The sequence below is a fragment of the Pseudomonas sp. GW822-FHT03F04 genome, from assembly GCF_058801405.1.
Genome location: NZ_JBXANF010000010.1, coordinates 245322 through 268436 on the forward strand (window position 1 = coordinate 245322; position 23115 = coordinate 268436).

Genomic DNA, 23115 nt, shown 5'->3' on the forward strand with positions numbered 1-23115 from the left:
CTCTAGTCGAACTGCTCGGCGATGCTCTGTGGCACCGGGATCTGGATTTCCAGCAATTGTTGGGCGAAGGCTTTGCCCTGCGGGTCGATGCGCAGGCTCGCCACGCCACCGCCGCCGAGGGCGTTTTCCAGCAGGAAATTCAGGCTGTGGGTGCCCGGCAGATACCAGCGTTCGACCCGGCCGTGAATCGGGTCGAGGACATGGCTCATCCAGTCGACGACCACGGCCGGGGTCAGCGCTTCGGCGATCCACGGCAGGTACTCCGGGCGACGTGGCATGACGCCGATGTTGCTGTGATTGCCCTTGTCGCCGGAGCGCGCCACCGCCAGTTTCACCAGCGGCACGCTGGCGTCGGCGCGGCCATGGGGTTTGGGCGTTTCGTGGGGCAGGGGCAAATCCTCGCTGTCGAGGGTGGCCGAGGCGGGCAGGGCAAACGGGTGGCGCTCTCCGGCGATATCGATCTGCAAGCTGCAGGCGCTTTTGTCGATCAGGAACGAGAACAGCCGGATCAGCGGATACACCGTCGGCCGCCCGCCGACGATGCCGGTCAGCCCCGGCGCCATGCCGGTGGCGGCCTGGGCGATTTCCCGGGAGAACAGGATCAAGGCCTGTTTGTTCGGGTGGCGCACGGCGAGTTTGATCACCACTTCGCGGCTGTCCCGGCGCTGGCCGTGAGGGCCGTAGGTGGCTTCGCTGCCGAGCAGCTCGATATGGGTTTCGCTGTAGGGGCCCCAGCCGCGTTGCTCGAGCATTTCAGAAGTCTTGTCGATGATCGCCTGACTGACGCGCCGGGCTTTTTCCACCGCATCGATGCCGGCGATCAGACAACTGGCGGTGCAGCGGAAACCGTCCGGGTACGTCGCACTGACCTTGTATTTGTCGCTGGGCGGCAAGCCTCTGGCGCCGTGGACGCGAACCGCGTTTTTGCCTTGTTGCTGAAGTTTGACCTGACTGAAGTCGCAGACCACATCGGGCAACAGATAGGCCTGTGGATCGCCGATTTCGTAAAGCATCTGTTCGCCGACGGTCAGCGGCGTGACCAGTCCGCCGGAGCCTTCGGGTTTGCTGACGATGAACTGGCCGTCGGCGCCGACCTCGGCGATCGGAAAACCGATGTGTTCGTAATCGGGTACGTCGCGCCAATCGGTGAAGTTGCCGCCGGTGCACTGTGCGCCACATTCGATGATGTGCCCGGCCAAGGCTGCTTGCGCGAGTTTGTCGTAGTCGTGCCACGACCAGCCGAATTCATGCACCAGTGCGGCGCTGACCACTGCGCTGTCGACCACGCGGCCGGTGATGACGATGTCGGCGCCCAGACGCAGGGCTTCGACGATGCCCGGTGCGCCGAGGTAGGCGTTGGTCGAAACGCACATCGGTGGCAGCGGGGCGCCGCTGAACATTTCCGTGATGCCCTGGGTGGCGAGCTGTTTGAAGTGTGGTTGCAGGTCATCGCCCGACAACACGGCGATTTTCAGCGCCACGCCGGCCTTGTCGCAGGCCGCTTGCAGGGCGGCGGCACAGGCCTGGGGATTGACCCCACCGGCATTGCTGATGACGCGAATCTTCTGTTTGGCCAGTTGCGGCAGCAGGGGCGCCAGGACTTCGATGAAATCGCCGGCAAACCCTGCCTGCGGGTCCTTCATGCGGGCGCCGGCCATGATCGACATGGTGATCTCGGCCAGGTAGTCGAACACCAGATAATCCAGCTCTCCTGCGGCCACGAGCTGCGCGGCGGCGGTCGAGGTATCTCCCCAGAATGCGCTGGCGCATCCGATGCGGACGGTGGTGGGCATTTTCATCTCCGACTCAGCAACCTGTGACAGAAGTGCATCGAGGCTACCAAGCAAGCGCTTGGTTTGTAAACAGGCTGGATTATCTTCTGCCCAAGCGCTTGCTTGGTCGCGGCCGGCGGCTTAAATTGCCCGCGCAACCCTGCGGTTTCAGGGCGGCAGACGACTGAACGACTGTAGGAGAGAACGGGTGGACGAGCAAAAAGCCCTGAAGGTCATGCGCGAACTGGTCGATGAAGGCCGGTTGACCGACCCGGACAGCGCTCGCGGCAAACTGCTGCAAGTGGCGGCCCACCTGTTTCGCAACAAAGGCTACGAACGCACCACCGTGCGCGACCTGGCCGGCGCTGTGGGCATTCAGTCAGGCAGCATCTTTCATCACTTCAAGAGCAAGGACGAAATCCTGCGCGCGGTGATGGAAGAAACCATCCGCTACAACACGGCGCTGATGCGTGCAGCCCTGGCCGAAGCGGCCGATGTACGCGAGCGGGTTCTGGCGCTGATCCGCTGCGAATTGCAGTCGATCATGGGCGGCAGTGGCGAAGCGATGGCGGTGCTGGTGTATGAATGGCGCTCGCTGTCCGAAGACGGTCAGGCCAAGGTGCTGGCGCTGCGTGACATCTACGAGGACATCTGGCTGCAAGTGCTGGGCGAGGCCAAGGAGGCAGGGTTCATCCGCGGCGATGTGTTCATTACCCGACGTTTTCTCACGGGCGCATTGTCCTGGACCACCACCTGGTTCCGCGCCGGCGGCAGTTTGAGCCTCGATCAACTGGCCGAAGAAGCGCTGATCCTGGTGCTTGAAGAACGCTGATTACTTTCTATCGGCCCGGGAAACTGGCTAACTGGGCGAAACCGCCTAGCTTGAATGCATGGAACGGTACTTTTTCGGGGAGTGGGGTGTTTTGAAGTCTTCGTCAAATCGGACGGCCGCCGGGCTGATGCTCGCAGCGCTGGCTGCATCCTGGGTTTTGCCTGCTGAGGCGGTGCAAGTGGTTCGGGTGGGTGCGGCGCATTTCCCGCCTTACACCATTCGCCCGGAAAACGGTGCCGACACCGGACTGCTGCCGGAGCTCGTCGCTGCATTGAACAGCTCGCAGAGCGACTACCGTTTCGAGCTTGTCCCCACCTCGATTCCGCGACGGTTCGGCGATTTCAAGGAGGGCCGCACGGACATGGCGATCTTCGAGAACCCGGACTGGGGCTGGAAAGACATTCCCCATACCACGGTCGACATGGGACTGGAGGACGCGGAGATTTTCGTCGCGGAAAACGAACCCGGCCGCCAGCAGAATTACTTCGCTGATCTCAAGGGCAAACGCCTGGCGTTGTACAGCGGCTATCACTACGAGTTCGCCAACTTCAATGCCGACCCCAAATACCTCGCGGAAACCTACAACGCCACGCTGACCTATTCCCACGACAGCAACCTGTTGATGGTGCTGCGCGGTCGGGCGGACATTGCCCTGGTCACTCGCTCGTATCTGTTCGATTACCTGCTGCGCAACGACAAGGTGCGTGACGAATTGCTGGTGTCGCAACGCATCGACCAGATCTATCACCATTACGCCATTCTCAGCCCGAAAGCGCCGATTACCGGCGAGGCGTTCGGCAAGTTGCTGCAAGGGCTGCGCGACAGCGGGCAGATGCTGAAGATCTTCGATCCGTACAAGATTGCCGTGGTGCCGGTGCCTCACCCATGACGGGCGGTTTTTCGCGTCCGGCCTAAATTTCCCGCCCCGGCTCACGTCCCATCGTTGAACTGTCGACGATTATCGTGAGCCCGACCCATGTCCAATCTGAATGACTTGACTGCCCTGGCCTTGCCTTCGGGCAGTCAACTGATAGCCGATGCCACTGAAAGCCGTCTGAGCCTCAGCCTGGACGGGCAACCGCTGATTCGCCTGCGCCTCGATCGTGAAGGTCAGGGGCCGATCCAGATCGATGAACGCTATGCGCTGCCGCCAGGCCAGGCGCTGTGGGCGGCCTGCTATTGGCTGTTTGCCCGGGATCCGGCGCGTCAGCAATTGATCTGGCAACTGGATCAGCCGCCGACCGAAGCCTTGCTCAGCGGTTTGCTGGTGAGCACTGAAGTGGCGGGCGAATATCGCTGCGAGCGCACGCTGTTCTGGCAACTGCCGCAACCGTGGCTGGGGGCTTCGCTGACCGGCAGTTATCCGCAGCAGATGGTCATCAGCAACGGCAAGCGTCATCCGCTGCGGCCGGTGAAACCGCGTGGTGAGGTTTATCGGCGTTTCGATGCACGTCTCGGTGCGTGGATTTCCCTGCGAACGGTAGAAATCGAGCAGGATCTTGCGCGTTTCAACCGTTGGCAGAACAGCCCGCGAGTCGCCAGTTTCTGGCAGGAAGAGGGCAGCCTCGAACAGCATCGCGAGTACCTGAGCAAACTCGACGCCGATCCGCACACCCTGACCCTGATCGGTTGTTTCGACGACCAGCCGTTTGCCTATTTCGAAGCCTACTGGGCCAAGGAAGATCGCATCGCGCCGTTCTACGATGCCGATAACTACGATCGCGGGATTCACATGCTGGTCGGGGAAGAAAACCATCGCGGTCCGCACAAGGTGGCGAGTTGGCTGTCGGCGCTGGTGCACTACCTGTTTCTGGATGATCCGCGTACCCAGAGCGTCGTCGCCGAGCCGCGTGCTGACAATGCAAAGATGATCGGCCACATGCAAAACCAGTGCTTCCACTGCGAAAAGGAATTCGACTTCCCGCACAAGCGCGCGGCGTTGATGATCCTGGGGCGTGAGCGGTTTTTTGATCGCTGCAAACTGGCGTGACGCCTCGCTGAAACAAAAAAAGATCGCAGCCCTTCAGCGAAGGCTGCGATCTTTTTTTTGGCGGTGTGCTGTCAGCGACGGTTCGCAGTCACGGCATCTGCACGACTGCCCGACACCTTGCGGCAGTGCACCAGCGCATCACGAATCATGAAGTTGACCAGGGTCGGCGAAACGCCGAGTTCCTTGGCAATGTCCTTTTGCGGCACGCCATGCAGACGGTACATCTCGAAGGCGTAGCGGGTGCGGACCGGCAGCTCGGTCAGCGCATCGGCAATGTGTTCCAGGGTCGAGAAGTTGATGTGTGAGGTTTCCGGCGAAGCGCCCTGAATGACCACGTTCAACCCTTCCTCCTCGGGGCCGGCGTACTTCTGCTCCAGCGCCTGTTTGCGGTAGTGATCGATGGCCAGATTGCGCACGATCTGGAACAGATAACTCAGCTGGGCCTTGATCGACGACGTGATCGGCGGCGCCGATTGCAGTCGGAAGAACGCATCCTGCACCACATCTTCGGCGCGTGAACGGCAGCCGGTAATGCGGGCTGCAATCTTGACCAGAATCAGTCGATTGTCGACGAATGCCTGAAGTAGCGGTGAATCGCACCTGCTTGTGGATACTTGTTCCGTCATGGAAATCACCTTGCTGCCAATAGGTTAGTGGGACGCCTGGGGGACGGGGCCGTCCTACACATCGAGCGACAAATTATGTTGAATGATAATGATTGTCAATTGAGAAAGAGAACTAATGATCCATAACGGTGCGATCCGTGAACTGCGACACGCCGCCGCACTCGTCCAAGCGCCCAGCCCCATTGGCGATCCAGCCTGCCGACTAATTATTTCAAGACGTCATCCGTTCTCATTGGTGAATGGTTCCGGGTACACAGCCCCGGCCATACCGCATTCCAATGCCTTGCACGGTCGGCGAAGACCGTGTCCCGCATGCCTTGCACGGGCATGCCGCAGCCAACCCGATTCCACCAGCAAGCCGAATTCAGGCAGGAAACCTCATGACCGACGCGTTCGAACTCCCCAGCACCCTGGTCCAAGCCCTCCAGCGCCGCGCGGCTCTGACGCCGGATCGGCTGGCCTTGCGTTTTCTCGCTGAAACCGAGGAGCAGGCTGTGGTGCTCAGTTATCGCGAACTCGATCAGCGTGCGCGCACCATCGCGGCAGCGTTGCAGGCCGAGGCCGGATTCGGTGATCGCGCGGTGCTGCTGTTTCCGAGCGGCCCGGATTACGTCGCGGCGTTTTTCGGTTGCCTGTACGCGGGCGTGATCGCGGTGCCGGCTTATCCGCCGGAATCGGCCAAGCGTCACCATCAGGAACGCCTGCTGTCGATCATTGCCGACGCCGAACCGCGTCTGCTGCTGACCAGCGCCGACCTGCGCGACGCCTTGCAGCAAATCGAAGGTGCGCCGCCGCTGTTATGCGTCGACACCCTCGACGCCTCGCTGGCCGAGCGTTGGGTCGAACCGACCTTGCCGCAAGACCACATCGCCTTCCTGCAATACACCTCCGGTTCGACCGCGCTGCCCAAGGGTGTACAGGTCAGCCACGGCAACCTGGTGGCCAACGAACTGTTGATCCGTCACGGTTTCGGTATCGACGTGAACCCGGACGACGTGATCGTCAGCTGGCTGCCGCTGTACCACGACATGGGCCTGATCGGCGGTCTGCTGCAGCCGATCTTCAGCGGCGTGCCGTGCATCCTGATGTCGCCGGCGTACTTCCTCGGCCGGCCGTTGCGCTGGCTCGAAGCGATCAGCCAATACGGCGGCACCATCAGCGGCGGGCCGGACTTTGCCTATCGACTGTGCAGCGAGCGGGTCAGCGAATCGGCGCTGGAGCGTCTCGATCTGAGCCGCTGGCGCGTCGCCTATTCCGGCTCCGAACCGATCCGTCTCGACACCCTCGAGCGTTTCGCCGAGAAGTTCACTGCGTGTGGTTTCAGCGAAAACAGTTTCATGGCGTCCTATGGTCTGGCGGAAGCGACCCTGTTCGTCGCCGGCACACCTCGCGGCACGGGCATTCCGGCCCTGCGCGTCGACGATCAAGCCCTGGCACAGAACCGTGCCGAAGCGGGCGAGGGCAGCCCGATCATGAGTTGCGGCATCAGCCAGCCTGATCATGCGGTGCTGATCGTCGAGCCGACCACGCTGGCAGAGTTGGCCGACAACGCCGTCGGTGAAGTCTGGGCCACCGGCCCGAGCATCGCCCACGGCTACTGGCGCAACCCCGAGGCCAGCGCCAAGACTTTCGTCCGGCACGCCGGCCAGACCTGGCTGCGCACTGGTGACCTGGGCTTCATTCGCGACGGCGAACTGTTCATCACCGGTCGCCTGAAGGACATGCTGATCGTGCGCGGTCACAACCTCTATCCGCAGGACATCGAGAAGACGGTCGAGAGCGAAGTGGAGGTGGTGCGCAAGGGCCGCGTCGCCGCGTTCGCGGTCAATCAGAACGGCGAAGAAGGCATCGGCATCGCGGCGGAAATCAGCCGCAGCGTGCAGAAAATCCTCCCGCCCGAAGCGCTGATCAAAGCCATCCGTCAGGCGGTGGCCGAGACTTATCAGGAAGCACCGAGCGTGGTGGTGCTGCTCAATCCGGGGGCGTTGCCGAAGACCTCCAGCGGCAAGCTGCAACGTTCGGCCTGCCGCAATCGTCTGGCTGACGGCAGCCTCGACAGCTACGCGGTCTTCCCGTCGGCCACCGCTGAAACCAGCGAATCGACCGCGTCCGCCTCCGAACTGGAAGCCCTGATCGGCAAGGTCTGGGCCGAGCAACTCAACGTCAAGCAAGTCAACGCCGACGATCACTTCTTCCTGCTCGGCGGCAACTCGATCGCCGCAACTCAAGTGATCGCCAAGGTACGCGAAGAACTGAGCCTGGAGCTCAATCTGCGTCTGCTGTTCGAAGCCCCAACCCTGTCCGCGTTCGCCGCTGCCGTGGCGCAACAACAACAGGACGGCGGCAGCGCCCAGGGCGAAATCACCGCGTTGTCGCGCCACGAAGCACTGCCGCAATCCCTGGCGCAAAACCGTCTGTGGATCACCTGGCAACTCGATCCGCACAGCAGCGCCTACAACATTCCCGGCGCCCTGCGCCTGCGCGGCGAGCTGGACGAAGACGCACTGCGCGCCAGTTTCCAGCAACTGATCGAGCGCCACGAATCCCTGCGCACACGTTTCTTCGAGCGCGACGGCGTGGCGCTGCAACAGGTCGAAGTGGCGGGCGAGTTCAACCTGCAACTGATCGACATCAGCGACCTGCCGGCCGCCGAGCGTGAGGCACGCGCACAACAGATTCGCGAAGACGAAGCCCGCAGCCAGTTCGACCTGGAGAAAGGCCCGCTGCTGTGGGTGACGCTGGTTCGCCTCGATGACGAAGATCACCAGTTGCTGGTGACGATGCACCACATCATCGCCGACGGCTGGTCGCTGAACGTATTGATCGACGAGTTCTCGCGCCTGTACGCCGCCGCTTCCCAAGGTCAGCGTGCCGAACTCGCGCCGCTGCCCACCCAATACGCCGATTACGGCGGCTGGCAGCGCCAGTGGCTGGCGCAAGGCGAGGGCGAGCGGCAGCTGGCGTACTGGAAATCGCAGTTGGGTGATGAGCATCCGACCCTGGAACTGGCGACCGACCATCCACGTTCTGCCAAACAAATTCACAGCGCCGCACGCCACAGCGTTCGTCTGGGAATCAGCCTCAGCGACGCCATTCGCCAAACCGCCCAGGCCTATCAATCCACGCCGTTCATGCTGTTGCTCTCGGCGCTCCAGAGCCTGTTGCATCGCTACAGCGGTCAACGCGACATTCGCATCGGCGTGCCCAACGCCAACCGTCCGCGCCTGGAAACCCAGGGCCTGATCGGCTTCTTCATCAATACTCAGGTACTGCGTGCTGACGTCGAATCGCGTCTGCCGTTCACCGAACTGCTGACGCAAACCCGTCAGGCTGCGCTCGGTGCTCAGGCGAATCAGGACCTGCCGTTCGAACAACTGCTCGAAGCCTTCCCGCAGGCTCGCGAACAAGGTCTGTTCCAGGTCATGTTCAACCACCAGCAACGCGACCTGAGTGCGCTCAAGCGTCTGCCGGGCGTGCTCGCCGAGGAACTGCCGTGGCACAGTCGCGAGGCCAAGTTCGACCTGCAACTGCACAGCGAAGAAGACCGAAATGGTCGTCTGACGCTGTCCTTCGACTATGCCGATGAGCTGTTCGACGCCGCGACTATCGAGCGTCTCGCCGAGCATTTCAGCAACCTGCTGCGCGCTGTCTGCGAGCGCCCGGATCAGGCAATTGGTGACCTGCCACTGCTGACCGCCGACGAATACACTCAGCAAAACGCGTGGAGCGTCGCCCCATGCACGCCGGCTCAGCAATGGCTGCCGGAACTGCTGAATGAACAGGCCCGTCAGACCCCTGATCGCACCGCCCTGATATGGGACGGCGGCAGCCTCGACTTCGCCGAACTGCACGCCCAGGCCAACCGTCTCGCCCATTACCTGCGCGACAAAGGCGTCGGCCCGGACGTGTGCGTGGCCATCGCCGCCGAGCGTTCGCCGCAACTGCTGATCGGCTTGCTGGCAATCATCAAGGCCGGCGGCGCCTACGTGCCGTTGGACCCGGATTACCCGGCCGATCGTCTGGCCTACATGCTCAGCGACAGCGGCGTCGAACTGCTGCTGACCCAGACTGCATTGCTCGACCGCTTGCCGGCCAGCGAAGGCGTCAGCGTGATCGCCATGGACACCCTGCACCTGGAGAACTGGCCGAGCCAGGCACCGGGTTTGCACCTGCATGGCGAAAACCTCGCCTACGTGATTTACACCTCCGGTTCCACCGGCCAGCCGAAAGGCGTGGGCAACACTCACGCGGCGCTGGCCGAACGTCTGCAATGGATGCAGAACACGTATCGCCTGAACGACACCGACGTGCTGATGCAAAAGGCGCCGATCAGTTTCGACGTGTCGGTGTGGGAATGCTTCTGGCCGCTGATCACCGGCGCGCGCCTGCTGATCGCCGGCCCCGGTGAACACCGCGATCCGCATCGCATCGCGCAGTTGGTTCAGCAGTACGGCGTGACCACGCTGCACTTCGTACCGCCGCTGCTTTCACTGTTCATCGACGAACCGTTGAGCGCCGAATGCACCAGCCTGCGCCGCGTGTTCTCCGGCGGTGAAGCGCTGCCGGCGGAACTGCGCAACCGCGTGCTGGCGCAACTGCCGGCGGTGCAACTGCACAACCGCTACGGCCCGACCGAAACCGCGATCAACGTCACTCACTGGCATTGCAGCGTGGCCGACGGCGAGCGTTCGCCGATTGGCCGTCCGCTGGGCAACGTGGTCTGCCGCGTGCTCGACAACGATCTCAATCCAGTGCCGGCCGGTGTGCCGGGCGAACTGTGCATCAGCGGTATCGGCCTGGCCCGTGGTTACCTCGGCCGCCCGGCGCTGACCGCCGAACGTTTCGTGGTCGATCCGCTGGGCGAGCAGGGCGCGCGTCTGTACCGCACCGGTGACCGCGCATGCTGGACCCACGATGGCGTGATCGAATACCTCGGCCGTCTCGATCAGCAGGTCAAACTGCGCGGCTTCCGCGTCGAGCCGGAAGAAATCGAAGCGCGTCTGCTCGCTCAGGATGGCGTCGCCCAGGCCGCCGTGCTGGTGCGTGAAACCGTCGCCGGCCCGCAACTGATCGGCTACTTCACCGCCACTGATGCCAGTGAAGATCAGGACGCGCAGATCGCTCGCCTGAAAGCCGCACTGGCTGCGGAGCTGCCGGAATACATGGTCCCGGCGCAACTGATGCGTCTGGACGCGATGCCCCTGAGCCCGAGCGGCAAACTCGACCGCCGCGCCTTGCCCGAGCCGCAATGGCAAGTGCGCGAACACGTCGAGCCGGTCACCGAGCTGGAGCAGCAGATCGCTGCGATCTGGCGTGAAGTGCTGGGCCTGAAGCAAGTCGGTCTGCGCGACGACTTCTTCGCCCTCGGCGGTCACTCGCTGCTGGCCACGCAAATCATTTCTCGCACCCGTCAGGCCTGCGACGTCGAGCTGCCGTTGCGTGCCTTGTTCGAACACAGCGAACTGGGTGATTTCGCCGAGCAGATCCGCCAGATCCAGGCCAGCGGCCGTACCAACAAACAGCCGCCGATCGACAAGGTTGATCGCAGCAAACCGGTGCCGCTGTCCTATTCCCAGCAGCGCATGTGGTTCCTCTGGCAGATGGAGCCGGACAGCCCGGCGTACAACGTCGGCGGCATGGCGCGCCTGCGTGGCGTGCTGGATGTCGGGCGTTTCGAGGCGGCGCTGCAAGCGCTGATCCTGCGTCACGAAACCCTGCGCACCACGTTCCCGAGCGTCGACGGTGTGGCCCGTCAGCACGTGCATGCCGAGACCGGCATGCGCATGGACTGGAAGGATTTCTCGAAATTCGCCGCTGATGTGCGCGAGCAGAAGGTCCAGCAACTGGCCGACGATGAAGCGCATTTGCCGTTCGATCTGGAGACCGGCCCGCTGCTGCGCGCCTGTCTGGTCAAGACCGCCGAGCAAGAGCATTACTTCGTCCTGACCCTGCACCACATTGTCACCGAAGGCTGGGCGATGGACATCTTCGCCCGGGAACTCAGCGCGCTGTACGAAGCGTTCGTCGATGACCGCGACTCGCCGCTGGAGCCGCTGCCGGTACAGTACCTCGACTACAGCGTGTGGCAACGCAACTGGCTGGAGTCCGGCGAGCGTCAGCGTCAGCTCGACTACTGGACCGCACAACTGGGTCGCGAACACCCACTGCTGGAATTGCCGGGCGACCGTCCGCGTCCACCGGTGCAAAGTCACCAGGGTGAACTGTTCCGTTTCGACCTCAGCGATGACCTTGCCGCTCGCGTTCGGGCGTTCAACGCGCAGAACGGTCTGACCCTGTTCATGACCATGACCGCAGCACTTGCAACGTTGCTCTATCGCTACAGCGGCCAGACCGATCTGCGCATCGGCGCGCCCGTGGCCAACCGTATCCGTCCGGAAAGCGAAGGGCTGATCGGTGCATTCCTCAATACCCAGGTGCTGCGTTGCCAGCTCGACGGCCAGATGTCGGTCGGCGAATTGTTCGAGCAGGTGCGTCACACCGTGATCGAAGGCCAGTCCCATCAGGACCTGCCGTTCGATCATCTTGTTGAAGCTTTGCAGCCACCGCGCAGCGCGGCGTACAACCCGCTGTTCCAGGTGATGTGCAACGTGCAGCGCTGGGAATTCCAGCAGAGCCGCATGCTCGCCGGGATGACTGTCGAATACCTGGCCAACGATGCGCGGGCGACCAAGTTCGACCTCAACCTGGAAGTCACCGACCTCGACCATCGCCTCGGTTGCTGCCTGACTTACAGCACCGACTTGTTCGATGAGCCGACCATCGCGCGCATGGCCAGACATTGGCGCAACCTGCTGGAAGCGTTGATCGCCAACCCGCAACAACGTCTCAGCGAACTGCCATTGCTCGACGCCCCGGAGCAACAACACTTGCTCGACAGCCTTGGCGTCGAACCGGGCGAGCGTCGTCTCGATCAATGCATCCATCACCTGTTCGCCGAGCAGGCACTGGCGCGCAAAGATGCGCCGGCCCTGACCTTTGCCGGGCAGACCCTGAGCTACGCCGAACTCGACGCCCGCGCCAATCGTCTGGCCTGGGCCCTGCGCGAACGCGGTGTCGGCCCGCAAGTGCGGGTCGGTCTGGCGCTGGAGCGTTCGCTGGAAATGGTCGTCGGCCTGCTGGCGATCCTCAAGGCCGGCGGCGCCTACGTGCCGCTGGACCCGGAGTACCCGCTCGACCGCCTGCATTACATGATCGAAGACAGCCGCGTCGGCCTGCTGCTCAGCGACCGGGCGATGTTCAAAGCCCTCGGCGAACTGCCGCCGAATGTGGCGCGCTGGTGTCTGGAAGACGACAGCGCCGCGCTGGCCGATTACCCGGCCACCGAGCTGCCATTTATCAGCCTGCCGCAGCATCAGGCGTACCTGATTTACACCTCGGGCTCCACCGGCAAGCCGAAAGGCGTGGTGGTGTCCCACGGTGAAATCGCCATGCACTGTCAGGCCGTGATCGAACGCTTCGGCATGCGTGCGGACGATTGTGAACTGCACTTCTATTCGATCAACTTCGACGCCGCCACCGAGCGTCTGCTGGTGCCGCTGCTCAGCGGTGCGCAGGTGGTACTGCGTGCGCAAGGACAGTGGCACGCGGAAGAAATCTGCGGCCTGATTCGCGAACATCGGATCAATATTCTCGGCTTCACCCCGAGCTACGGCAGCCAGTTGGCGCAGTTCCTCGCGACGCAAAACGACATCCTGCCGGTGCGCATGATCATCACCGGCGGCGAAGCGCTGACCGGTGAACACCTGCAACGGATTCGCGCGGCGTTCAAGCCAAGCCTGTTCTTCAACGCTTATGGTCCGACCGAAACCGTGGTCATGCCGTTGGCCGGTCTGGCGCCGGAAGTCTTGGAAGAGGGCGCCGGCAGCGTGCCGATCGGCAGCGTGATCGGAGATCGCGTGGCCTACATACTCGACGCCGATCTGGCACTGGTGCCGCAAGGCGCGACCGGTGAGTTGTTCGTCGGCGGCGCCGGCCTGGCCCAGGGTTATCACGACCGCGCCGGCATCACTGCCGAACGTTTCGTCGCCGACCCGTTTGCCGCCAATGGCGGGCGCATGTACCGCACCGGCGACCTGGTGCGCCAGCGCGCCGATGGTCTGGTGGAATACCTCGGGCGGATCGACCATCAAGTGAAGATCCGTGGTTTCCGGATCGAACTGGGCGAGATCGAAACCCGCCTGCTCGATCACGCTTCGATCCGCGAAGCGGTGGTGCTGGCGCTGGATGCACCGAGCGGCAAGCAACTGGTCGGCTATCTCGTGACCGAGGTCGCTTCGCGAAGCGAAGCCGAGCAAGCAGAACTGCGCGAAGCCCTCAAGGCGCACCTGAAGACGCAATTGCCGGACTACATGGTGCCGACGCATTTGATTCTGCTGGCCAGCATGCCGCTGACCGCCAACGGCAAGCTCGACCGTCGCGCCTTGCCGGCGCCGGACCCGGAGCTGAACCGTCAGGATTACGTGGCACCAAGCAACGAGCTGGAGCAGACCCTCGCGCAGATCTGGTGCGAAGTGCTCAACGTCGAGCAGGTCGGTCTCAACGACAATTTCTTCGAACTGGGCGGCGACTCGATCCTGTCGATTCAAGTGGTCAGCCGCGCGCGTCAGCAGGGCATTCACTTCAGCCCTCGCGATCTGTTCCAGCACCAGACTGTACAGACGCTGGCCGCTGTCGCCAGTCGCAGTGAAACCGTGACGGCCGAACAAGGTCTGGTCTCCGGCGAATCGCGTCTGACGCCGATCCAGCACTGGTTCTTCGACACCGAGATTCCCGAGCGTCAGCACTGGAACCAGGCGTTGTTGCTGGAGCCGACTGTGGCGCTTGAACCGCATCGTCTGGAACAGGCGTTGCTGGCCGTGATCGAGCAGCATGACGCTTTGCGTCTGCGCTTCAGCGAGATCAACAGCGCATGGCAAGCAACCCATCAACCGGTGACCGATGCCGCGGTGTTGTGGCAAATGCGCGTGCCATCGATGGACAAGTGTGCCGCACTGTTCGCCGACGCCCAGCGCAGTCTCGACCTGGAGCGGGGCCCGCTGGTGCGCGCCTTGTTGATTGACGGACCGGAAGGTCAGCAACGACTGTTCATCGCGATCCATCACCTGGTGGTCGACGGTGTGTCGTGGCGCGTTCTGCTCGACGATCTGCAAACCGTGTATCGCCAGCTCGACGCCGATCAGTCGGTGAAACTGCCGGCGAAAACCAGCGCCTTCAAGGACTGGGCGGCACGCTTGCAGGCCTACGCCGGCAGTGAATCCCTGCGTGAAGAACTGAGCTGGTGGCAGGCGCAACTGGCCGGTCCGGCTGCCGATTTGCCGTGCGAACGTCCTGAGGGTGGCCGCGAGAATCGCCATGCGCAAACCGTCAGCGTGCGTCTGGATGCAGAAAAAACCAAACAACTGCTGCAACAGGCACCGAGCGCCTATCGCACGCAGGTCAACGATCTGTTGCTGACCGCGCTGGCCCGCGTGCTGTGCCGCTGGAGCGGTCAAGCGTCGGCGCTGATTCAACTGGAAGGCCACGGCCGCGAAACCCTGTTCGACGAGATCGACCTGACCCGCACCGTCGGCTGGTTCACCAGTGCTTATCCGTTGCGCCTGACTCCGCACAACATCGAAGAAGCTGCCGGGCAGGGCGCTTCGATCAAGGCGATCAAGGAACAACTGCGCGCTGTGCCACACAAAGGCCTGGGTTATGGTGTGCTGCGTTATCTGGCCGATGACGCCAGCCGCCAGAGCATGGCAGCGTTGCCGAACGCGCCGATCACCTTCAACTACCTCGGCCAGTTCGACCAGAGTTTCGGCAGCGATGCGCTGTTCCGTCCGCTGGATGAATCGGTCGGTGCCGCCCACGATCCGCACGCACCACTGCCGAACGAGTTGAGCGTCGACAGTCAGGTGTACGGCGGGGAACTGCTGCTGCGCTGGACCTTCAGCGCCGAACGTTACGACGCCCAGACCATCAACGACTTGGCCGATGCCTACGTCGGTGAGTTGCAGAGCCTGATCGAACATTGCCTGCAGGACGAGGCCGGTGGTCTGACGCCATCGGACTTCCCGCTGGCGAAACTGACCCAGGCGCAACTCGACGCACTGCCGGTGCCGGCGGCGCACATTGAAGATGTGTACCCGCTGACCCCGATGCAGGAAGGCATGCTGCTGCACACCTTGCTGGAGCCGGGCACCGGTCTGTACTACATGCAGGATCGCTATCGCATCAACAGCGAACTCGACCCCGAGCGTTTCGCCCAGTCGTGGCAAGCGGTGATCGCCCGTCATGAAGCGCTGCGTGCGTCGTTCTGCTGGAACGTCGGCGAAGACATGTTGCAAGTGATCCACACACCGGGTCGCACGCCGATCGAGTACCTGGACTGGAGCGCCATCGCTGACGCCGAGCAGGAGCCGAAACTGCAAGCGCTGCTCAAGGCCGAGCGCGAAGCCGGCTTCGATCTGCTCAATCAGGCACCGTTCCACCTGCGCCTGATCAAGGTTGGCGCGGCGCGGTACTGGTTCATGATGAGCAACCACCACATCCTGATCGATGCCTGGTGCCGCTCGCTGCTGATGAACGATTTCTTCGAGATCTACACCGCTCTGGGCGAAGGTCGCGAAGCGCAATTGGCGGTGCCGCCGCGCTACCGCGATTACATCGGCTGGCTGCAACGCCAGAGCCTGGCCGAGGCGCGTCAGTGGTGGCAGCAGAACCTGCAAGGGTTCGAGCGCACCACGCCGATCCCGAGCGACCGTCCGTTCCTGCGTGAACACGCTGGCGAAAGCGGCGGCATGATCGTCGGCGACCGCTACACCCGACTGAATGTCGAGGATGGCGCCCGTCTGCGCGAGTTGGCCCAGGCCCATCAACTGACCATCAACACCTTCGCCCAAGCGGCGTGGGCACTGGTGCTGCGACGCATGAGCGGTGATCGCGACGTGCTGTTCGGCGTGACCGTGGCCGGGCGTCCGGTGGAAATGCCTGAGATGCAACGCACCGTCGGCCTGTTCATCAACAGTATCGCGCTGCGGGTGCAGATCCCGGCGGACGATCAGCGGGCCAGTGTGCGTCAGTGGCTGAGCGGTCTGCTCGACAGCAACATGCAACTGCGCGAGTACGAATACCTGCCGCTGGTGAACATCCAGGAGCAGAGCGAATTGCCGAAGGGCCAGCCGCTGTTCGACAGCCTGTTCGTGTTCGAAAACGCCCCGGTGGAAGTCTCGGTGCTGGACCGGGCGCAGAGCCTCAACGCGACGTCGGATTCGGGCCGTACTCACACCAACTTTCCGTTGACGGCGGTGTGCTACCCGGGTGATGACCTCGGTCTGCACCTGTCTTACGACCAGCGTTACTTCGACGAGTCGACCATCGAGCGCATGCTCGGCGAGTTCAAGCGTCTGTTGCTGGCGCTGGTCGACGGCTTCCATGGCGACATGGCAGACCTGCCGCTGCTGGGCTTTGATGAACAGGATTTCCTGCTCCACGGCTGCAACCAGAGTGAGCACGACTATCCGCTGGAGCAGAGCTACGTCGAACTGTTCGAAGCACAGGTCGCGCAACATCCGCAACGCATTGCCGCCAGTTGCCTCGATCAGCAATTGAGCTACGAGCAACTGAATCACAACGCCAACCGTCTCGGCCACGCGTTGGTCGCGGCCGGGGTGCAGATCGATCAACCGGTGGCGTTGCTGGGTGAGCGCAATCTGGATCTGCTGGGCATGATCATCGGCAGCTTCAAGGCCGGTGCCGGTTACCTGCCGCTGGACCCGGGGCTGCCGAGTCAGCGTCTGCAACGCATCATTGAGCTCAGTCGCACGCCGGTGCTGGTGTGCACCGAGGCTTGCCGTGAACAGGCGACGACCTTGCTGGATGAATTCAGCTGCGCCAACCGTCCACGCCTGCTGGTGTGGGAAGAGGTTCAGGCGGGCGCGGTGTCGTCGGCGAATCCGGGCCTCTTCAGCGGCCCGGACAACCTGGCCTACGTGATCTACACCTCGGGCTCCACCGGTTTGCCGAAGGGCGTGATGGTCGAGCAGCGCGGCATGCTCAACAACCAGTTGAGCAAGGTGCCGTACCTGAATCTGAGCGACGCCGATGTGATCGCCCAGACCGCGTCGCAAAGCTTCGACATTTCGGTCTGGCAGTTCCTCGCCGCGCCGCTGTTCGGGGCGCGGGTGGACATCGTGCCGAACACCATCGCCCACGATCCGCAAGGTTTGCTGGTGCATGTGCAGCAGCAGGGCATCACCGTGCTGGAAAGCGTGCCGTCGCTGATCCAGGGCATGCTCGCCTCGGATCGTTTGAGCCTGGATGGCCTGCGCTGGATGCTGCCGACGGGTGAAGCAATGCCGCCGGAACTGGCGCACCAATGGCTGCTGCGTTATCCGGACATCGGTCTGGTCAACGCTTACGGCCCGGCGGAGTGCTCGGACGACGTGGCGTTCTTCCGTGTCGATCTGGCTTCGACTCGCGGCAGTTACCTGCCGATCGGTACGCCGACCGACAACAACTTGCTGTACCTGCTCGATGGCGCGCTGGATCTGGTGCCGCTGGGTGCGGTGGGCGAATTGTGCGTGGCCGGCACCGGTGTCGGTCGTGGTTATGTCAGCGATCCGCTGCGCACCGCGCCGGTGTTCGTGCCGAATCCGTTCGGCGGGCCGGGCGAGCGTCTGTATCGCACCGGTGACCTAGCGCGCCGTCGCAGCGACGGGGTGCTGGAATACGTCGGCCGGGTAGACCATCAGGTGAAGATCCGTGGCTACCGGATCGAGCTGGGTGAAATCGAAGCGCGACTGCACGAACAACCGGAAGTCCGCGATGGTGCGGTGGGTGTGCAGGAAGGTGTCAACGGCAAGCATCTGGTCGGCTACCTTGTGGCCGCAGATTCCGCACTGAATCAGAGCGAACGGCTGGAGCGGATCAAGCAGCGCCTGCGCGCCGAACTGCCGGAATACATGGTGCCGCTGCACTGGTTGTGGCTCGATCGGTTGCCGCTCAACGCCAACGGCAAACTCGACCGCAAGGCCTTGCCGGCGCTGGAGATCGGCCAGTTGCAGAGTCAGGATTACCTGGCACCGCGCAGCGAACTGGAGCAGACCCTGGCCGATATCTGGGCCGAGGTGCTGAAGGTCGAGAAGGTCGGGGTCCGCGACAACTTCTTCGAACTCGGTGGCCACTCGCTGCTCGCCACACAAATCGCCTCGCGAGTGCAGAAAACCCTGCAACGGGATGTGCCGCTGCGAGCGATGTTCGAGTGCAGCACGGTGGAGGAACTGGCCGAGTACATCGAAGGGCTGGCGGCCAGTGACATTACCGAAGAGAAGGTGGATCGGTTGAATGATCTGATGGCGGCGCTGGAAGGTTTGTAGTCTTCAGCGCCTGTGCGTTCAACACATTTCAACCGGTACATTCACGTACATTTCCAAGGTTGACGATCGAGAACCGGCAGCTCAGGCTGCCGGTTCTCTTTTTTTTGTCGCGGGGGTAGTCGATGCCTTTCTTCACGGTGGACGGACAAGCGCTTCATTACATTGATCAAGGCACAGGCCCGGCGGTGCTGCTGGCTGGCAGCTACCTGTGGGATCAGGCCATGTGGGCACCGCAGATCGCTGCGTTGTCGCCTCACTATCGGGTGATTGCTCTGGATCTGTGGGGCCATGGTGAATCGGGGCGTTTGCCTGAAGGCACCACATCACTGGATGACATCGCACGCCAGGCGCTGGCCTTGCTCGATCATCTGGACATCGACCGGGTGACGCTGGTCGGGTTGTCGGTCGGCGGCATGTGGGGTGTGCGCCTTGCTCTGTCGGCACCGCAGCGGCTCAACGGTCTGGTACTGATGGACACCTACGTCGGCGTCGAGCCGGAACCGACCCGTCAGTATTACTTTTCCCTGTTCAAGCAGATCGAAGAAAGCGGCGAGATCTCCGAGCAGTTGCTCGATATTGTGGTGCCGATCTTCTTCCGTCCGGGCATCGATCCGCAGTCGGCGTTGTATCAGGATTTCCGCGCAAAACTCGCGGGTTATTCCGCTGATCGCCTGCGTCAAAGCATCGTGCCGATGGGGCGCATCACCTTTGGCCGTGATGACCTGTTGCCGCGTCTGGGCGAGCTGAATGCGGCGACCACACTGGTGGTCTGTGGCGATCAGGACAAACCCCGTCCACCGTCGGAAGCCAAGGAGATGGCCGAGCTGATCGGCTGCCCGAGTGTGCTGGTGCCCGAGGCCGGGCATATCTCCAATCTGGAGAATCCGGAGTTTGTGACGGAGGTGTTGTTCAGCTTCCTGGCGGAGCGCCATTAACAAGATCGCCGCGCGTCGCAGCTTCTACAGGTGTGTGTTTCCTGTAGGCGCTGCGACGCGCGGCGATCTTTTGGTCCTGCTTATTTCGGCCCGAGAATCTTCGCCAGCTTGTCCGGCGTCGGCGCGCCTTGCTGTTGTTGCAGCTCACCCTTGTCGTCCATATAGAAGATCGCCGGGGTGGCCTGTAATTCCAGGTCCTCCATCAACTGCATGTTCGCTGCGAGTTTGGTCTGCACGGCGGCCGGAATGTTCTTCAAGGCCTTGAGCGTGCTGGCTGTGCCGGCCTTTTCGTGTTCTTCCAGGGCCTTGGCCGGGTCTTTGGCGGCCAGCAGCGCGGCGGATTTGGCCGGGCTGTCTTCGCGGATGATGCCGACCATGATGTGGCGCAACTGCACCTTGCCGGCCTTGACCCATGGGCGGGCCTGTTCCCAGAACATGTTGCAGTACGGGCAGTTCGGGTCGCTGAACAGGTACACCGTGCGCGGTGCATCCTTGTTGCCGTCCTGAATCCAGTTGCTGGCTTCGAACTTGGCCCAGACTTCCTTGGCCATCGGCGCGTAGACCAGTTTTTGCAGCGGTGCGCTGCTCAGGTCGTTGCCGTCGGCGTCGTACAGGTTGCCCAACAACACGTGCTTGCCGTCCGGCGTCAGGTACAGCGCCATGCCCCGGTTCTGGTATTGCGCGGCGTAGCCACGCAGGCCGTCGGGCGCGTCGAACTGGCCGACGATTTTTGCGCCCTTGGCTTCGATCTTCTTGATCGCGTCAGGCAATTCTTCAGCGGCCTGCACCGACGGCAAGTGCAGCAGGGCAGCGCCCAGAGTCAGCGTCAGCAGGTGGCGGAGGCGGGGCATGGCAGTTTCCTTGCAGAGGTGGCCGGTGCGGCGTTCGTATTCGGATTGGGGATGTCGAAGTTTTCCAAGGCTCGAGCCAGACTGGCGTTCGACAACTCGCCCAGATGACTGGCCAGCAATTGACCTTCGGGGCTGTAGAACAGCGTAGTCGGCAATGCCATGGAACCCACGGCCTGGCCCAGATGACCGCTGCGGTCGAACAGCACGTTGTTCAGGCTCAGACCCTGGGTTTCGAGGAAGGTCGCGACGCTTTGCATGCTTTCGGCCTGATTGACGAACAGGAACGTCAGGTCCGGGCGTTGCTGCTGGGCGTTTTCCAGCACCGGCATTTCGCGTCGGCATGGCGGGCACCAGGTGGCCCACAGGTTGATCACCAGCGGGCCGCCCTGATAGTCGGCGAGTTTCACGGTTTCCCCGGCGGCGTTGCGCAGGGTGATGTCCGGCAGACGTGTGCCTTGCTCGTAGAGGCTCAGCGACAGGGTGGCCAGCAACCAGAATGCCACGCCACTGACCACGCCGAACCCCAACGGTCGACGCAAACCCGGCCGCCGCCAGCCGCGATACAGCGCTGCCAGCAGCAATACGATCACCCCCGGCCAGGCGAGAAAACCACCGTCACGCAGGTCGATGATCTGCCACGGATCGTTGCGGTAATGTCCCCAGTACACGGCAACAAACGCGACGCGCGCTGCGAGCATCCCGAGCAGGAACAGACTGAACAGCGCCGACTCGGGGTTATCGCCACCGCGCTTGGCCACCCGCCAGCCGACGAAGGTCGCCAGCGCCAGGGCGCTGATCAGCAACAGGTGGTTAAGCGCAATGGCAAAGGTGCCGAGGGTGAAAGTCAGCATTAACGGGCGTCTCGGGTGGTGGTCCAGTGTTGCAGGAAGGTGTCGGCATCGACCTCGCCAGTGATGCGCTGGCTGCGACGCTCTTCACCGTCGCCGCCGATCCACACAAAAGTGGGTGGTCCCGGCACTTTGTAGCGGCCAAGCAGTTCGCTGCTGGCGGCGTTGTCATCGGTGACGTCGACGCGCAGCAAGCGCACATCGCTCAGGGCCTGCATCACCCGTGCCTGGCCGAATACCTTCTTTTCCATGATCTTGCACGACTTGCACCAGTCGGCGTAGTAATCGAGCAGTACCCACTGGCCCTGAGCCTTGGCCGCGTCGAGTTCGCGTTGCAGGGCTGCGGGAGTGTTGATCGTAGTGAACGCTTCATGGCCGTTTGTTGCCGCCGCCCCGGTGCGCCCGGCGCTGTACACCTGCAACGGTTGAAACGGATCATCGCTGCCGCCCGCTGCACCCACCACCAACAATCCGCCCCACAGTCCCAGCAACAGCGAGCTGGCACCGAACAACTGGGCGACCCGGCCGAAGCCTTCGGACTGTTTCCAGGCGCTGTAGGCCGCGATCAGCAGCAATGCACCGCACAGCGCAAGCCACAGCGACGAGTCCAGTACCGGACGCAGCATCAGCACCGCCGTGCCGAGGAACAGGAAACCGAATATGCCTTTGAGCAGGTTCATCCACGCGCCGGGTTTCGGCAGGAAACGATTGCCGACCGTCACCAGCACCAACAGCGGGATGCCGATGCCGATACCGAGGGCAAACAGGATCAAGCCACCGTGCAGCGCATTGCCGCTTTGCGCGATGTAGAGCAGAGCACCGGCCAGCGGCGCGGTCATGCACGGCCCGACCAGCAGGCCGGACAGCGCACCGAGTACACCGGCGCCAACCAGGCTGCCGCCGCTGCGACTGCGCGAGGCGTGCTCCAGTCGATCACGCAGTGCGACCGGCAATTGCAGTTCAAAGAAGCCGAACATCGGCAGTGCCAGAATCACAAACACCACTGCGAACGTCCCGAGCAGCCACGGGTTTTGCAACCACGCCTGAAGGTTCGCTCCCAACAGGGACGCGATGACGCCCATTGCCGCATACACCAGCGCCATGCAAACCACATAGCTGCTGGCCAGCGCAAAACCACGACGTGGCGTGGCACCGCTGCCAACCACCATACCGGCCAGAATCGGCAACATCGGTAACGAGCACGGCGCAAAGGCCAGCAACAGGCCGAGACCGAAGAACACCAGCAGGCTCCAGCCCAGCGAGTGCTGTTGCAGGCCGCTGGCCAGCGCTTGATCCTGTGCCTCATCCGTCGCCGCAGCGGCCGCTTTGCCACCGAGGTCGATCACGCGAGTCTGTGGTGGATAGCACAGGCCGGCATCGGCGCAGCCCTGATAACTGACCTTGATCTGGCCTTTGGCTGCTGCAGGAATTTTCAGTTCGAGGCCCTGGCGATAGACCGGTTGCTCGCCGAAATACTCGTCACTGTGGGATTCGCCTTCGGGCAGCGCTGGGGCGTTTTCCGCCGCCAGCCCATCGAATTTCAGGCGTTTCTGATACAGGTAGTAACCGTCGGCGATTTGCCAGAACAGTTGGGTTTCGCCGGAATCCAGACGTTCGGACGTCAGCACGAAGGCCTTGTCGACCGGGAGAAATTCCGGTTTTGTCGCAAAAGGATCGTTCCCTGCCTGGGCCAGACCCGAAATCAACAGTGCAAACAATAAAAAAATATGACGCATGGAGGAGCCTTGTCCCTGTGCAAGTGATGAGCACAATGGGCGGCGGCGATTAACCGATGATTAACCGCGGCGCCCTTGTCGCTGTGGCGTTCGGGGCATAATGTCAGCTTAATCGGCCAACCGCCTAATCGGCATTTTTCTACGGG

Annotated in this window: 10 protein-coding genes; 5 read left to right on the forward strand and 5 right to left on the reverse strand. The window is 62.7% G+C overall.

Annotated features, from left to right (window positions below; all coding sequences use genetic code 11):
• Positions 1–2 precede the first annotated feature (2 nt).
• On the reverse strand, positions 3–1793 hold the full coding sequence (locus AC1RMX_RS23620; protein WP_493073141.1) for an acyclic terpene utilization AtuA family protein: 1791 nt from the start codon (positions 1791–1793) through the stop codon (positions 3–5).
• 187 nt (positions 1794–1980) lie between these two features.
• Here AC1RMX_RS23620 and AC1RMX_RS23625 point away from each other — a divergent pair, with 187 nt between their 5' ends.
• From AC1RMX_RS23625 to AC1RMX_RS23635, 3 genes are all read left to right on the forward strand, one after another.
• A complete protein-coding gene (locus AC1RMX_RS23625) occupies positions 1981–2604 on the forward strand; it encodes a TetR/AcrR family transcriptional regulator (protein WP_096821109.1) in 624 nt (207 codons plus the stop codon).
• Positions 2605–2695: 91 nt separating this feature from the next.
• Positions 2696–3493, forward strand: coding sequence for a substrate-binding periplasmic protein (locus AC1RMX_RS23630; protein WP_096821110.1), 798 nt, complete (start codon positions 2696–2698; stop codon positions 3491–3493).
• 87 nt (positions 3494–3580) lie between these two features.
• Positions 3581–4594 carry a GNAT family N-acetyltransferase gene (locus AC1RMX_RS23635; protein WP_493073142.1) on the forward strand — a complete coding sequence of 338 codons (1014 nt, stop codon included), beginning with the start codon at positions 3581–3583 and terminating at the stop codon, positions 4592–4594.
• Between the two features lie 71 nt (positions 4595–4665).
• On the opposite strand, the gene AC1RMX_RS23640 is transcribed toward AC1RMX_RS23635, so the two are convergent.
• Complete coding sequence (locus AC1RMX_RS23640) at positions 4666–5220, reverse strand: RNA polymerase factor sigma-70 (RefSeq protein WP_096821112.1); 555 nt, start codon at positions 5218–5220, stop codon at positions 4666–4668.
• A 380-nt stretch (positions 5221–5600) separates the two neighbouring features.
• Between AC1RMX_RS23640 and AC1RMX_RS23645 the strand changes: the two genes are divergently transcribed.
• Entirely contained in the window at positions 5601–18599 is a 12999-nt protein-coding gene (locus AC1RMX_RS23645; RefSeq protein WP_493073144.1) for a non-ribosomal peptide synthetase, read from the forward strand.
• Between the two features lie 122 nt (positions 18600–18721).
• Positions 18722–19534 (forward strand): alpha/beta fold hydrolase, encoded by an 813-nt coding sequence (locus tag AC1RMX_RS23650; protein ID WP_096821114.1) that lies wholly within the window; start codon positions 18722–18724, stop codon positions 19532–19534.
• An 80-nt stretch (positions 19535–19614) separates the two neighbouring features.
• Here the strand turns inward: AC1RMX_RS23650 and dsbG are convergent, their stop codons facing one another.
• From dsbG to dsbD, 3 genes are read right to left on the reverse strand one after another with little or no spacing between them, the layout of a single operon-like run.
• Positions 19615–20385 (reverse strand): thiol:disulfide interchange protein DsbG, encoded by a 771-nt coding sequence (gene dsbG, locus AC1RMX_RS23655; protein WP_096821115.1) that lies wholly within the window; start codon positions 20383–20385, stop codon positions 19615–19617.
• Positions 20361–21236 (reverse strand): TlpA family protein disulfide reductase, encoded by an 876-nt coding sequence (locus AC1RMX_RS23660; protein ID WP_493073145.1) that lies wholly within the window; start codon positions 21234–21236, stop codon positions 20361–20363. The genes dsbG and AC1RMX_RS23660 overlap by 25 nt, the downstream gene beginning before the upstream one ends.
• Positions 21236–22969, reverse strand: a complete 1734-nt coding sequence (gene dsbD, locus AC1RMX_RS23665) for a protein-disulfide reductase DsbD (RefSeq protein ID WP_493073146.1) — start codon at positions 22967–22969, stop codon at positions 21236–21238. The genes AC1RMX_RS23660 and dsbD overlap by 1 nt, the downstream gene beginning before the upstream one ends.
• Positions 22970–23115 lie beyond the last annotated feature (146 nt).